Annotated in this window: 14 protein-coding genes and 1 pseudogene; 3 read left to right on the top strand and 12 right to left on the bottom strand. The window is 36.8% G+C overall.

Going from position 1 to position 14,916, the window contains the following annotated elements:
* Window positions 1-45: 45 nt before the first annotated feature.
* The 3 genes from AACV33_RS11200 (at window position 46) to AACV33_RS11190 (ending at window position 4,528) form a co-directional block, all read left to right on the top strand.
* A complete protein-coding gene (locus AACV33_RS11200; RefSeq protein WP_017021084.1) occupies window positions 46-2,391 on the top strand; it encodes a PilZ domain-containing protein in 2,346 nt (781 codons plus the stop codon).
* 115 nt (window positions 2,392-2,506) lie between these two features.
* On the top strand, window positions 2,507-3,187 hold the full coding sequence (locus tag AACV33_RS11195) for a response regulator (protein WP_017021083.1): 681 nt from the start codon (window positions 2,507-2,509) through the stop codon (window positions 3,185-3,187).
* Window positions 3,188-3,190: 3 nt separating this feature from the next.
* On the top strand, window positions 3,191-4,528 hold the full coding sequence (locus AACV33_RS11190; protein WP_182700225.1) for an ATP-binding protein: 1,338 nt from the start codon (window positions 3,191-3,193) through the stop codon (window positions 4,526-4,528).
* A gap of 164 nt (window positions 4,529-4,692) precedes the next feature.
* Here the strand turns inward: AACV33_RS11190 and AACV33_RS11185 are convergent, their stop codons facing one another.
* The 12 genes and pseudogenes from AACV33_RS11185 to AACV33_RS11130 form a co-directional block, all read right to left on the bottom strand.
* Complete coding sequence (locus tag AACV33_RS11185; protein ID WP_182700224.1) at window positions 4,693-5,352, bottom strand: OmpA family protein; 660 nt, start codon at window positions 5,350-5,352, stop codon at window positions 4,693-4,695.
* A gap of 15 nt (window positions 5,353-5,367) precedes the next feature.
* Window positions 5,368-6,756 (bottom strand): TadE/TadG family type IV pilus assembly protein, encoded by a 1,389-nt coding sequence (locus AACV33_RS11180; protein WP_017021080.1) that lies wholly within the window; start codon window positions 6,754-6,756, stop codon window positions 5,368-5,370.
* A 2-nt stretch (window positions 6,757-6,758) separates the two neighbouring features.
* Window positions 6,759-7,307, bottom strand: coding sequence for a tight adherence pilus pseudopilin TadF (gene tadF / locus AACV33_RS11175; RefSeq protein WP_017021079.1), 549 nt, complete (start codon window positions 7,305-7,307; stop codon window positions 6,759-6,761).
* A complete protein-coding gene (locus AACV33_RS11170) occupies window positions 7,282-7,767 on the bottom strand; it encodes a TadE/TadG family type IV pilus assembly protein (RefSeq protein WP_017021078.1) in 486 nt (161 codons plus the stop codon). The genes tadF and AACV33_RS11170 overlap by 26 nt, the downstream gene beginning before the upstream one ends.
* Window positions 7,768-7,776: 9 nt before the next feature.
* Window positions 7,777-8,520, bottom strand: a complete 744-nt coding sequence (locus AACV33_RS11165; protein ID WP_017021077.1) for a hypothetical protein — start codon at window positions 8,518-8,520, stop codon at window positions 7,777-7,779.
* Window positions 8,513-9,385 carry a type II secretion system F family protein gene (locus AACV33_RS11160; protein ID WP_023604123.1) on the bottom strand — a complete coding sequence of 291 codons (873 nt, stop codon included), beginning with the start codon at window positions 9,383-9,385 and terminating at the stop codon, window positions 8,513-8,515. Before AACV33_RS11160 ends, AACV33_RS11165 begins: the two co-directional genes overlap by 8 nt.
* Window positions 9,385-10,302 (bottom strand): type II secretion system F family protein, encoded by a 918-nt coding sequence (locus AACV33_RS11155; RefSeq protein WP_017021075.1) that lies wholly within the window; start codon window positions 10,300-10,302, stop codon window positions 9,385-9,387. Before AACV33_RS11155 ends, AACV33_RS11160 begins: the two co-directional genes overlap by 1 nt.
* Entirely contained in the window at window positions 10,302-11,588 is a 1,287-nt protein-coding gene (locus AACV33_RS11150; protein ID WP_017021074.1) for a CpaF family protein, read from the bottom strand. Before AACV33_RS11150 ends, AACV33_RS11155 begins: the two co-directional genes overlap by 1 nt.
* 3 nt (window positions 11,589-11,591) lie before the next feature.
* Entirely contained in the window at window positions 11,592-12,833 is a 1,242-nt protein-coding gene (locus AACV33_RS11145) for an AAA family ATPase (RefSeq protein ID WP_017021073.1), read from the bottom strand.
* 34 nt (window positions 12,834-12,867) lie between these two features.
* Entirely contained in the window at window positions 12,868-13,338 is a 471-nt protein-coding gene (locus AACV33_RS11140; RefSeq protein WP_182700223.1) for a hypothetical protein, read from the bottom strand.
* On the bottom strand, window positions 13,335-14,645 hold the full coding sequence (locus AACV33_RS11135) for a type II and III secretion system protein family protein (RefSeq protein ID WP_017021071.1): 1,311 nt from the start codon (window positions 14,643-14,645) through the stop codon (window positions 13,335-13,337). The genes AACV33_RS11140 and AACV33_RS11135 overlap by 4 nt, the downstream gene beginning before the upstream one ends.
* A 4-nt stretch (window positions 14,646-14,649) precedes the next feature.
* Window positions 14,650-14,916: pseudogene (locus AACV33_RS11130) on the bottom strand (Flp pilus assembly protein CpaB); the annotation flags it as partial.

The raw sequence follows: 14,916 nt of genomic DNA, 5'->3' as shown, positions 1-14,916 counted from the left end.
TTGTGCCGATAAACCCATTAGATTCTTATTACTGTACCAGAAATCATGCATCAAGAAGAATATCAAAGCTACGTAGAACAACTCATTCCTGTCTTTGACGCACCAGATTTTGACTCCGTGTGTTCACAAGTCATGTCACATGAACACCCATCAATTCATTTAATCGTCAAAATTGAATTGAAGCGTATTATGACGCCTTGTAAAAAGAGCATCGATTTACGCGGGCGAGTCAAAGGGCAATGCCACCAATACAGCTTAGATGGCTACACACATTTTCTTGATGATGTTGCAATCAATACTTATCACAAAAGTATTGAGCGATACGGCAGCTACACGGAAGGCGTATGGGAAGCACTGACAAATACTCGCAATAACTTTCGCGTGCTCCATAAAAATAAAGACAGTAACCCCTCTTCTTTACAGCAAGAAAACAAAAATATTTTTGATGCTAAATTAATTCGATTTGGTCATTACTTAACACGCAGCGAAAACCGCTTACGCATGTCGACACAAGTCACCGTATTATTACCTAATGGCAATCACATTCATGGTACTAGCAGTGACTTATCCTCTTCTGGTGCCCGAATAAAAGTACCAACGGCTTTTGAATACGGCTTAGGCCAAATCATACAAGTCAGCTTTCCTAATCTAGCTAAAGACACTGGTATAAAAGAACTAAATGGCGATTTTCCTTATCGTATTTTAGGTATTCACGACAGCGAAGAAAATGACAGCTATCGTTGGTTACGCTTAAAAATGGAATCAAACCACGATGTAATTGCTCATGCTATTGACGTCAAATTAAATAAAAACAAACGACGAAATCAGCATGATCAAAGAGATCAGATAGTACGAGTAAGGACTCAAGGTTATGAACATTGCTTTTTAAAGCACACGACAAACATCCCTCTTTTCTTTGCCAAAGAGCAATTAAAATATGCCGTGATCACCGATCATAATGAAGGTTTGTGGAAACATTGGCATGATGAAAAAAATCAGCCAGTAATAAATCATTTGTTTAAACCTGAGCGCATGGAGTTTTTAACAAAACCAGGCTTAAAGGCCAGCAATACGCATTTTTACAGCTTTAAACATGATCATGAAGAAAGAGAACTCTTCTATTCCATGATGTCTTCAGAGGGAACTCAACAAGAAAGACAACTGTTTTGGCATATTGGTGCAAAGCGTAAAAGTTGGAAAGTTATCCGCCTTTCTCTATTTGAATTAGCAAAAGGGGACAAAGAGCGTCTGCTGTCTGTTGCTCCTGAGATGGAAGCCATTTTATCAAGCTTGACCCATATGGGTATTCTTACCGAGATCAGTCTCCCTGAAACTCAAAAAGATTATCTGTTAACGGACAAACCAACTTTAGAACCAAAGACACTAAACGCTTATCGTCATCCGATAGCCCCGATATGTCAGGCTCATGCGTTGTATTATGATTCAGCGCCTCGTCGTTCAGAACCTAGATTCAACTATGAAACGTTAATTACATTATCTCATCCAACACTTGGTGAATTATCTGGAAGAACACAGGATATATCGATAAAAGGGCTGTCTATCACATTAGATAAACCGGCACAATTGACGAAAAAATCCGATGTAAAAATAACGTTTAATGATTTACAAATGATGGACAGAAACACGCCATTAAGTCGTATCACCTATCATGTGTTAAAAGTAGCGTCGAACGGACAACATATCCAATTACAAATTGAAGACAGCTTACAGACTCAAAAAAGCAAACTGTTTTTAGGTCGTTTAATTCAACACAACATTGAACGATTACCAATGGATTATGAACAACTACCATCAATGGATATGTTGAAAATAATGCATCAATTGCTGCTAACTAAATTAACTACGGCTCCATTTTTCATAGAAAAAGACAATCATAGCGTTAAGCCTCGCTGTATGGGGGTTAACTTCCCATTGAACCGAATTAATAAAATTTGGCAACAACTGGGCTCAGAGAACAGCGTAAATTTAGAACCGATTTTCAAATCGCGAGTACAACGATTATTAGCAGAGCCATTAAGAACTCCTGCAAATACACGATCACACCACCACGAAATTTATATTGCAGTGGTAATACGCGAAGGGAAAATAAAATCGGTATTTACTCGATTACTTCAAGAGTTTGAATCTTATAACGATCGCTTAACCTTTATCAAAAAGGCAAAAGAACACGGTGAGTTTTTAGCGATACGAGTAACAACTACAGCGGTTAAAAACCCATTATCAAGCACATCTGAAATTGAACTCAGTCAATTAGCACAATCTGCTATCCATTACGCAAGAGCGCTTGAAGATGAATTATCAAGTATTGTCGGCTGTGGTGAAATTACCGATATTACCGATGAAGTACTTATTCGATTAGAGTTAGGGTAAATAAACATTGCATTAAATTTAATAAAACCTATCAATTTATAGGTTTTATTATTTATAAACAAAGTGATAAGTGTTATTAATTAACATCAACACTCGGATAATAAGTCGGTATATTATGCAAATTGCACTTGTCGAAGACAATGAAATCCTAAACCATCATCTATCCACTTATTTGAAGGATCTTGGACACATTGTCTATTCCGATAAAACCGCCTCCTCCTTCTTGCAAACGGTTCAAAAGAAAGAACTCATTGATGTCATGATCATTGACTTAGGGTTACCCGACTTTGATGGAATGACACTCATAAAACAAATTCGTCGTAAAAAAATCCACACCCCAGTATTAATATTAACGGCGAGAGGAAATTGGCAAGATAAGGTGGAAGGATTGGAAGCCGGAGCAGATGACTATCTTGTAAAACCATTTCAATCAGAAGAATTAATAGCAAGACTTCACGCCCTAGTTAGACGCTCAGCAGGCTTTAGCCAATCAACGATTACTGCTGATAATATTTTACTCGATACAAAAGCTAAAACGATTCTTGTTGATAATACGCCAGTAGTATTAACCTCATTCGAATATGACATAGCCGAATATTTAATTAAAAACAGCATTAAAGTTATTTCCAAACAAGAGTTTGTCGATGCTCTCTATCAAGAAGGTGATCAAGCACAATTAAATAATATCGAAGTTATTATTTCACGCTTAAGGAAAAAATTTGCTCTCGTTGGCCACAAAGATCTTATTTCTACGGTTCGAGGTCAAGGTTATCAATTTCAAATAAAAGCGAAATAAAAAATGAAGCGTTTAGTACAAAATCAATTTAGACGACGAATTTTATTTAGCTTTTTAGCGGTGGTTATTGGTTTTCTAGCGCTAAACGGTTATTTACGCTACAACCAAAAAAAAGAGCAGTTCATACACAAAAGTATCACCGCGTTATTCAAAGATGCTCCAGGAATAATTAATGAAGTAATGGTCTCTGGATTAATTCCTCCCATAACACCTAATTCTCCGATCTACCACTCAGAAGCAGCAAATGTAGCAACGGTTATATGCGACAAAAAAGACAATATTCTTTGGCATAGCTTTTCTAATGGTCCACCAAAGCACGTAAAAAACTTATGTGCTCAATTTCCAACAACATTAAACACTCCGATTTTAGAAACGAAACCAAGTGGCTCAAGCTTTTTATATTATAAAGTCTATTTCCCTGCGGATAATATTTCGCCAGGAAGATTCTTAGTGATCATTCAAAAAATGGACACTCAAATCGAATCACTTAAAAACCTAAAATTAACACTTATCATTGCTTATCTTATCATTATTTTCATCGCTATTGCCTGTGTTCTATGGGGTTATAAAAGATCATTTTATCCCTTAAATAAACTTCATAGAGAATTGAAATCCATTAAAAACAATAATCATGAAAAACTCATTTATACTTACCCCGCAGAATTAGAGCCTATAGCAAAAACGATAAACAGGTTACTAGAACAACAACAACAACAATCAGATAAATACAAAAAAGCCATGGACGATTTAGCACATAGCCTCAAAACTCGAGTGGCGACTTGTGATGCTTTGTTGTATCAACAGAAACCACCAATTCACGAGATCATGGAACAACTCCATGATATGGATAATGTTATTCAGCACCAATTAAAAAGAGCATTAATGGGGTCGAGAGGTATTAGTAAACACAACACGCTATTAGCCCCGATCGCAGCAAAACTCACTAAAATGTTCAACAAAATACATAAAGATCGTAATATCGAATTTATTCATAACTACTCAGCAGAACAAACATTACCAATTAACTACAACGATTTAATGGAAATATTGGGAAACATTCTTGAAAACAGCTACCGATTTTCGAGCAACTACATTATTTTGTCCGTGGTTGAACGAGGGGAAGGCGTTAATGTTTATATCGAAAATGATGGTGCCACACTCCCTAAAGATAAAATCGAATCCGTATTCTTGCGAGGAGTCAGAGCCGACGAACTTCATCCTGGAACAGGGATAGGTCTTGCCGTTTGTGAAGAGATAATCAATAGCTATAATGGAGACATTTGGTTTATAGAGCAAGAACTTGGTTCTCGACTGGAAATATTTTTACCTCACCAAATATAAAAATGATAACTTATGAACGGAAAACAGATTTATTTCGGCACGACGTTAAAGTAAATAAGTTAAATTCAGGTACTCAATTGGCACTTGCTCTATGCGCCGACATAGAAAAATACTCTCAAGTTTACACAAATAGTGGCGATGATAGATATCATCGCCATATACACTTACTTGTCCATTTCTTTTTTCTCTAAATCCACTCGACGATTATGATATCGCCCTTCTGCATTGCCATTATCATCAACTGCATTCTTCTCACCAAAAGAGTAAGCTTCTACCGTTTCTTGAGATACTCCTTGCTCAATTAAAAAGGCTTTTACGCTTTCAGAACGAGCTAATCCTAAATCAATGTTGTAACTCTCTTTCCCTTTATTATCAGTATGACCATTTAATAAAATGACTTCATCTTGTATTTCTAATTGCTCGGAGACTTGATTTAATATGTATTGAGAGCGTGTGGTTAATGTATATTGGTCAAAATTAAATAATACTCTCGCCAATAATTTTTGATTGAGTTTGTCTTCTTTCACTTCAGCGTAAGTCAGTAAATATTCGCGACACTGAGGGGCTATATCTGTTTTCTTTAATTCATTATTAAATGTTCGTTTTAGCACCTCTGAATTCAAACTGGCAGTAACTTGCATAAATGGGCCTTGGTGAAATAGAATTTGCTTACCTTTTCCTACCATCACTTGCTCTTGAAATTCAATTTCACCGGTACCGCAATAGTAATTTAATGCTTGGTTAAATTCTTTACTACTAATGTTATTCTCTGTTGCAAAAGTATTGACTGAAAATAAAGCCAATAGCACACATAGTTTTTTCATAATTTACTCTCGATGTTATTGAGCTAAATGCCCGACTTCTTCTGAAACCAATGACATGATCAGATTTAATATTTCATCTTTGTTTTTGGCACTAAACGCATTTTCTTCACCAACACAATTCAACAAACCCGTATTATCATGAATATCGTACCCATCACCAAAGCCGATCATCGCAATTCTCACACTAGGATCTTCACCTGTATTTGTCGGTAAACCATGACTATTGCCTGCGGAGAATTCAATTTTATCTGCACTATTGTCATCAGCAGAAACAGGTCCACCCTCGATAGCATTCGTCAAATTTGTACACATCCCTTTGTTTACCAGTTTTTGCGCCTGTCCTAAATAATGACCAAAATCTTCACCATCAGACAAAATAATAACCAGTTGTTTAGGATTAGCCTCTTCACCATCTTTGGTTAAATGATAAGACATAATCTGACTTGCTCGTAAAATCCCTTGTAAAGACGCCGTCCCGCCATAAGCTTCAAATGTTTTCACTTGATTATTAAACGCAACAAAATCACTGCTGTAGTTAATGTCATTAAACTCTGCAAGCTCATCCCCATTAGGAATTCGCCCCGCTTCACCTTTGGGTTTAAATTGCTGTTTTATTGTTTTAGTAAAATCGACCACATCATCTTTATCATATTCGCCTTTTTTCTTTATTATTCTTTGGTCCCGAACGATAAACTTCCCTGAGTTCGCTTTGTTTACGGTTCTACGGTTATATCCCGTCATTGCGACACGATGCTTAGGACCTGTCGTCGTGTTGTTATACGCTTGCAATTCATCAGTGACCATTTGCACTACCTCTTTTAAATCACTCAATCGTGAGGGAGGAGAAAAACGACCCGGAATGTTTGGAGACTCTTCAGGCATATCCGATGGGGCATGTCCTTTCCAGTCATAATTCATAGAACCCGAAAAATCGAGAATAAAGGTAATATCCATTGGCTGACTGCTTTGAAATTTACGAGCTTTTGATGATCCAGTGACATCAAAATGGTCACCAAAACCAACCGTTTTATCATTACCTGGGAACCATGATTCATGTTTTGTTCTACCAGAAACTCGATATTCTACAAACGGTCTATCATTATCGTCAGCGGTACATTCAGGTATTTCTGAACACTCTACTTTCTCAACCTTAATTTCAACGAGGCTTTCCATATCTGGCATATAATGGCGAACATAATCTTTTCCCGTTTGAATTGATACAGGATCTTCTTCACCATAGGCCGAAACAGCCAGCACTGCAGCTTCGGCAGCATCTTCTAATCTCGCTTTCGATTGAAGTGCTCTTGCTCCGTCTGATGCCAGAGTAAACACTCCAAACAAAACAGGAATACACATAACAAATAATATGGCGGCGTGACCCGATTGTTGCTTTTTAAGTTTCATAATTATCGACCAATAACAATAGAGTCAGACATCACCGTGGTGTAACTCTTTTCACCCAAGCGTCCAAACCAATTATCGGTTTCATAACAAAGGGCAACTCGATACAAAGGCATTATTCTCCCTCTCACACTCAACACCGTTAATTGCTTTAAATTAGCGATAGACTCTCCAACATGACACGTCTCTGCTCCTCTTTGTTCACTAACGATAGGATTGGGCACATCTATTTCTGAAAAACTAAGCTCCTCAACTAACATTCCATATCGATTAGCCTCAAATGCACCAAAGGTTCTCGACAGTGAGTTTTTAGCAATTGTATTTAAGCTATCAACTTCTTTTTTTGTTAGTTGGTAATCCATTCCATATAATTCAGTGCGCTCTTTTAAAACATTAACTAAAGAATAAGAAAGGCGATCTAACTTTCCTTTAACTGATAATTTAATAATGACATCGCCACTAAACACCAAAAGTAGGCTAAAAAAAACACCAACAATGGCAAATTCAATACTAAAGATACCGCGCTGTTTAGACTTCAAATTGCGAACGTTCATATTCTTGTACCACTATCATTTCACGACTTAAATTGGCTGAACGACTGAAAGCATAAGAAAATATAGGATGGAAATTATAATCAATCCTATAAATAGCTAATGCGTTGTTAACCTCTTCTCCACACTCTCTTATCCGTTTACCTTCAGGGATTTGGCATCCTTTTTTGACAGCTTCAAGCGCTTCAATAGAAGGAAGATAATGAATAGATATTTTAAAATTATCGGCAGAGACGGCTATATTCCAAATACTATTTTCACGATGTAAGACATCATCGACAATATTCAAATATTGACCATTACCTTTTTTAGCACTTCTTGAAATTTCAGAGATTGCAAGGTCATTAACTGCTGATATATAAGACATATAGCTCATTTCAACCCACGCCATACACATAAACCAAAACGCCATAAACCCGATAACAAACTCAATAGACGCCGAGCCCTTTTGTTTTATTCTCATGCTATTAGCCTATACACTTGTCTTGGGTTCACGAGTTAATGCATTAAAACTCTGTAAGGATTGATAAATGCGTTCAATCTCTTTTTTTGTATGTTTATCAGATAAAACGGCTTCGATAAATTCAATATTCTGTTCTTTTGCCATGCTTAATACTAAGTTAGCCATGACCTGTTTGTTTGCTTGGCCACTTCGATAAACGGGCAACAAACGTTGTGCCGCTTGCTTATAATTCCCCTCAGCAATATCTAATACGGCTAAATTATTCGCGATAGTATTACTGTCATAGAAGTGCAATTGGGCTTTTTCAAAATATCGACGAGATTTCCCATATTGATATTCATGTCCATATAAAATACCTAATAAGTTTTCAGCCTCTGCATTGTCTGGATTATCATCCAAAGACAACAACCCCGCACTTATCGCTTGAGGGTATTTACCTAAATCTCCCAACGCTGAAGCTTGAAGAAAATAAGTTAGGTAACAGGCCCCACTCTCTATGTTAGGCGTTAAATAAAACAGAGCACTGCTTGGATCTTCTAATTTAATTAATACAGCAGCTAACGCTTCTCGAGTCTCTTCTGAATCGTCTTTTTTTAATTCCGCTTTATATAAATCTGAGAGAGCAACGTAATTATTCGTCTGCTCATAAATATCTATCTTCGATTTTGTCAGTGAACCTTCACTGTATTGGCGGGAACTGCACGCAGACAACAATAAAATAACCGCAGTCATTAGCATTATTTTTTTAAGCATTTAACATCAACCTCATTACACCAGGTGCAGCAATTAAAATAACAATAGGGATCATGATAAACACGATCAATGGTACTGACATTTTTGCAGCCAACTTCCCTATTCGCTCTTCCAATCCCAGCATTTGTACCTCTCTAATATCAGAAGCCAATGTGGTTAATACACTATAAATCGATGAGCCATAATGCATGCTTTGCGTTAATGTCATCACAAAGCTACGCATTTCATTGGACGGTATTTCGATGTACATTTCATCAAGCGCTTTCTCTAAACCAATCATACGAGAGCGTTCATTCATTTTGGTTAATACTTGAGTTAAATCCTTATCAAAGCCGCTCATTTCTTTTGCTAAATAGCTTAATGACGCCTCAATCGTCATCCCTGTCTGTACGCATACCGCCATTAAATCCAACAGATAAGGCATTTGGGTTGAGATTCGATGCACTCGAGCTTTAATCTTTGATTGCAAGTACATATCAGGAACAATAATGACCAACATCCCCCATACTGCCGCACCAACAATCCAAGTTGTACCTGACAATAATGAAGTGTAATAGGCGATACTTAATATCAACTCACCCGAAGCTAATACACTGTATTTAATTGGCATAATAAGATGAACATAATCGGTATTTGAAAAACCGGCTTGGCGTAATTTTCGTCTAATTTCTTCTTGGTTAGGGTTCAACTCTGACGCTTTGTTTCTAAGCCAGTAACTAAAGTCATTTTTATCCGTTTTTTCATTACGGTTAATTAAGATCTCTAGTTGCTTTGTTCGCAGTATTTTTATAATTACCAAATAAAAAATAAGCATGAAACCAAATGACACTAACGTAATGAATAAAAAACGATTCAATTCAGTCATTATTTTGTTCCTTTAAGTAAGGCCCAAATAATGAGCATGCCTATCGATTCACTAATGATCACGTAATATAGAATCGGCTTTCCTTCCGCATGAAACATGACAAACTCATAATTTTCAGGGCTTAGATACTGAAGAATAAACAAAAAGAAAAAAGGCGTAGCACATACGATCTTTGCTGAGATCCGAGCTTCAGAAGTCAGCGCGTATTTTTTTCTTTCAACTGAACGAGCATCAAACATCAACCTATTTAGTCGTGAGACTACGTCTTTTAACTGCCCACCACGATTCATGTTTGCTCGTAATGTAATAACAAAAAATTGAAACGCTGGATAAGGAAAGCGAATGCAAGATTTTCGAAACACATCATCAGGTGTTTCTCCTAACTGTAAACGCTCACCCATTACTTTAAATTCATTCCCCACTTCACCTTCTAGCGTTTTTCCCACAAAAGCGATGGAGTGAGTAATACTTTCTCCCGCAGATACGGCACTTGCTAACATGTTCAATGCGTCAGGAAAGCTCTCATTAAACTGTTTTTTCTCTCGCTCTTGAAGCCAAAAATACCCCCAAATCAACCCTACTAGAATAGAAATAAAAACAACCGTAACCGCCGAGGAATGTAACATTGACCGATTAATCAGATAGCCACTTATCGCAAAAACACCAATAAAAAAACTTAACTTAAGCCGAGCGCCTTGACCTAGTTGACGAGCGATATTACGCCATACTTGTTCTATTTTTTGTTGGGTAGTACGCTCAGTCAATGAAGCAAGGTTAATTGCTTGATCTGTGCTATTTAAATTATCAACAAATTGGGTCGTATTCAGTTTTTCTAAGTACTGGCTTTTTTTTACAGGCTTATCACTCAAAGCAAACATCAACAAAATTAAACCGATGCCAATGACTATCCAAGACATCACTCTACCTCTGAATAAGGAGTTCTAAATGCTGACTGTATTTTGTCTTCCATCCCAAAAAACCGCGCCTTTTCCATTAGCACTGAGCGTTGCATTAACCCCGAGGTAAAAAAATTACCTTTCACTTTTCCATCTTCACTTTGTGTTCGATTTGGTTTAAACGCAAAAATCTCTTCAAGAACAACGTTATTTCCCTCTAAGCCCACAACTTCAGAAATACTCATAACTTTACGAGTCCCATCATGTAAACGACTAATTTGCACAACTAAATCCACTGCACTAACAATCGTTCGTCTGACGGCTTCTAAAGGTAAATTATTGGTTGCCATCATAACCATAGCTTCAACTCGAGCTAACGCATCTCTTGGAGAGTTAGCATGTAATGTGGACATTGAACCATCATGTCCAGTATTCATGGCTTGAAGCATCTCAAAGGCTTCTCCACCGCGACACTCTCCAACAATAATTCGATCTGGACGCATACGTAACGAATTAATCACAAGATCACGCTGCGAAACCATGCCAGTCCCTTCAATGCCTGATGTTCTCGTCTCTAATCGAACCACGTGGGGCTTTTGTAATCTTAACTCTGCCGCATCTTCAATAGTGACAATGCGTTCTCCATCTGAAATAAACTGAGAGAGCGCATTTAACATAGTCGTTTTACCAGAACCCGTCCCACCAGAGATCAATATATTTAAACGACAGCGAGAAGCGACCATCAACAATTGAGCCATTTCTTTACTCATTGCGCCAAATTCAACTAAGTCAGAAAAAACAATACTCTGCTTCTTGAACTTACGAATTGAAATCGTGGTGCCATCAATTGCTATTGGCGGAATAACAATATTAACTCGACTTCCATCCGCTAAACGAGCATCACAGGTTGGTGTCGATTCATCAACTCTACGCCCAACACGACTTGCAATTCGTTTTGCTATATCAATAAGTTGTTGTTCATTAATAAAATTAACTTTTACTTTTTCCACTAATCCATCACGTTCAATAAACACATTTTCATGCCCATTAATCATGATGTCGGTAATGCTTTCATCATCCATTAAATTCTGTAATGGACCTAAACCAACCAGTTCATTCACCAAGCTTTCAACAAATTCATTTTTCATGATAAGAGAGACAGGCAATTGCTCTCTATCTATCAATAATTCAACGGCATTAAGCAGTTGTTGTGTTAATTCTTGCTTAGTTAATTTATTGAGTGCTTCCGGTTCTAATGCATTAAATATTTGTGTTCTTAGCTGGATATATAACGTTTTATTATTCATTCGTTATTCCCCTTTAACCTTAAAGAACCGGAAGATAGACCGTTTCTGTTGTTTCTGCTCTTCCCCTAGGATTAAAGAAACAAGATTCATTAGAGGTAACCCCATTGGAGACTTAGTTTTTATAATTTGTCCGCCTTCAAGAATGTGCTGTGGTGCTTTATCATCGTAAGGAATGATTATCGTTGGTCTTTGTCCACTGTATTTTTCTATTTCATCCAGAGATACAGAACCACTATTAACAGGTCTTGACGCATTTAAAACAGAAATGACACGGGTTTCATTATCTAGATTATTCTTTTTAACTAATTGATTGAAACGGTTGTAATCACGCAACGCCGAAACTGTGGCATCAAAAACAAAAACCAGAACATCAACTCGCTGTAATAATCGATCAATGTCATCTTTATTACGAATAAGCTGAGCATGATCTTCAATCATCACACTTGAGTTATTCAATACTTGATCTTGTACCGCTAAGGTATATTCTTTTAATTCTTGAGCATTTAATTCTTCAGAATCAATCGCTAACATAGAGAGCATTGGTGTAATTTTTCGAATAAGACCAAGAGCGTAAGTACCATCAATATTGGTTAATAACGTGCCTTTCTGTACGATTCTTTTTTGGTATTGTTTCAACCCCATAAAAATATCAAGATTTCCACCATGATAATGGTGATCGACAAGTAAGGTTGAAACTCCTTTATCAAAAGATAATGAACGAGATATTTCACTGCAAATAAGGGAAGTACCAACGCCACCTTTTACGCCTAATATTGCAACACGCTTTGCTTTTCTATTCGCCATTAACCCTTTATTTTGGTCATGGTTATCAAATACATTTAGCATAAAATCACAGCATTCTTGTTTGCTTACCGGCCAGAAAAGGTAATAGAACCCCATGTCTTTTAATAAACGAATGGTTGAAATTGCATCTTCAGAACCTATCACGACAACAGACACATGACTCGGTAATAAATGCACAATACGCTGCGCATCTTGAACAACATCTTTACTTGCATTTAATTCAATGAACACCACATCTGGTGAATTTAACAAATCAATTTGACGTAATTCTTCATCTCGATTTTTTACGCTTTTAGGCTCATCTCTGCCATCAAATCGAAACGATTCATTGATCAATGAACGACACTCTTCAGTTTGATAAAACAATATCGTTTCAAGCTTGTTACTTAGCTTATGTTCATTATTTTTATTTGTACTTAACCGTTCTACTAAATCAAACATAACCGCTCCAATAAATTTAACTTACGCTATTTCTTTACATTGCATTTTCAGGATTAACCATCGAATGCCAGCGGTTATTTTCTGTATAGCAACCAATCTTAGTTGAACCGTAATAGTCTATTTGCTCATAATCACAAATTTCATACTCAATACGTTGGGTAGCAAATGCGATCGTCACAGAAAAATGAGATTCTCCCTTCCTCTCTACGGTTTTGATTTGATTCAAGGTATAACCGAATTTGTTTAAAAGCTGCTGATATTTACCTTCTTGAATTGTTATCTCATTGGATGCTATCAATAATTCCCAATGACCATTTTTATTTTTAATGTCATATTTTTGAATGAATACGCTTATTTGTTCTTTAATAATGTCGTTATCACTGCTGTTAATTGAAAGCGAATAGACCACAGGGATGACATTAATACGAGTCCCTTGTTTTTCATTAATATGATCAGCACACCCTGATAAAAAAAGAAGGACTGCAATTACGTATAATCTGCTCATTTTCTAAACCCGCCTGCATTGAGTACTTCACTTGCCCATTTATCTTCCGCTCTTTTATAATCACTTCCCATCCCTAGAAAACGTCGTAAAGTACTGGTTTTTTGCATTGTCGGTAATTGGATTTGATTTGCTTTAACTGGTTGAACAAGATTTACAGTTGCAACAATAATAAGCTCTGTTCTATTGCGTTCGGTGCCCGTGTGACGAAATAAAGCCCCTAGAATAGGAATGTCGCCAATAAATGGAATACGTGTAAGCGATTCTTTTTCTTCACTGTTTAGCAACCCACCTAAAACAAAACTTTGTCCATCCCCTAACTCGACGGTCGTTCTTGCACTTCGGGTTTTAAGTGATGGTAAATTGTAAGTATCGTTTGCATATTGAGTATCAAGAGAACTCACACTTGGTGCTAAAGCCAATTTGATTTTGTCATCACGCTCAACTTTCGCGGTCAAATCCAGCTTTACACCAAACTCTTTATATTGAACGTTCGTCGCCCCATCAATGACGGTAACGACTGGTAATTCACCACCGACAAGAAAGCTGGCATCTTCACCTGAAATCACTGATAGATTAGGTTCCGCCAGAATTTGTCCTACAGAATCGGTTCCTACTGCCGTAATAACAGAAACGATGTCACTCGCGCTAAAGTGAACTAATTGATCAACAAAGATCCCTGCTTGCCCATTACTGCCGACTTTAATCCCAAAATCTTGCATAAAAGAATGCGAAACTTCAGCGATGGTTAATTTTACGTTTACTTGCTTCGTTCTAGCGACTTCAATTTGATTAACTACACCTTCAAAATTGAGTTTATCCATGTAGGTTAAGTCTGTTCTATCATCTTGAGCATTACTCTCTGAATTATCTTCAAACAGTAATGTTCCAACCATTTCATAAATTTGATCTCGGTCTTCTTCATTCAAAACCACACCACTAACAACCGCATTAGTACCAATAGCATAAATATCAACATCAGAAGTGGGAAATCTCAATTTAACTTGCTGCTCAATACCTGAATAATTACGACTGACTATGATTTTTTTATTTACTAATTCACGACCTTGAACATCGAAAGCAATAAATACGGTATCCCCGACGTCTCTACCAAATAAAACCACTTTATATTTATCTATAATTTTATAATCGGCGATTTTAGGATCAGAAATAAATACCGATGTAATTTCGGTCATGGTCGTAATACTTTTAGCGTCACCTACCGATAGGTTTTCAGTGTCTTTTGCGAATAAAGAGGTAGATAACGTTCCAAATAGGAACATTAATAAAATAAGAATTCGACGTTGCATGTTATTAACCTCTAAACTCTTGAATGGAATTGTTTGGTTTTATTTTTTTAGATTCAGGCATATTAATAACATCGCTAGAATCTGCATGAAGCTCATGAGCAAACTCTGCACCAATCGATTTGTGAACTTCTAATTCAGCGATGCGTTGTGCTATTACTAATTTAGCCAATTCACGGTTGGTCACTTCCAGCACTAACATCGTTACTATTTTCGTTGACTTACTGTTTAATCTAATCGACTTTTCTTTTTGAATAATATCAAGAACCATTAT

It is taken from the genome of Aliivibrio sp. SR45-2 (genome assembly GCF_963890165.1).
Taxonomy (GTDB): domain Bacteria; phylum Pseudomonadota; class Gammaproteobacteria; order Enterobacterales; family Vibrionaceae; genus Aliivibrio; species Aliivibrio salmonicida.
This window is presented reverse-complemented; position numbering and strand designations above follow the sequence as displayed.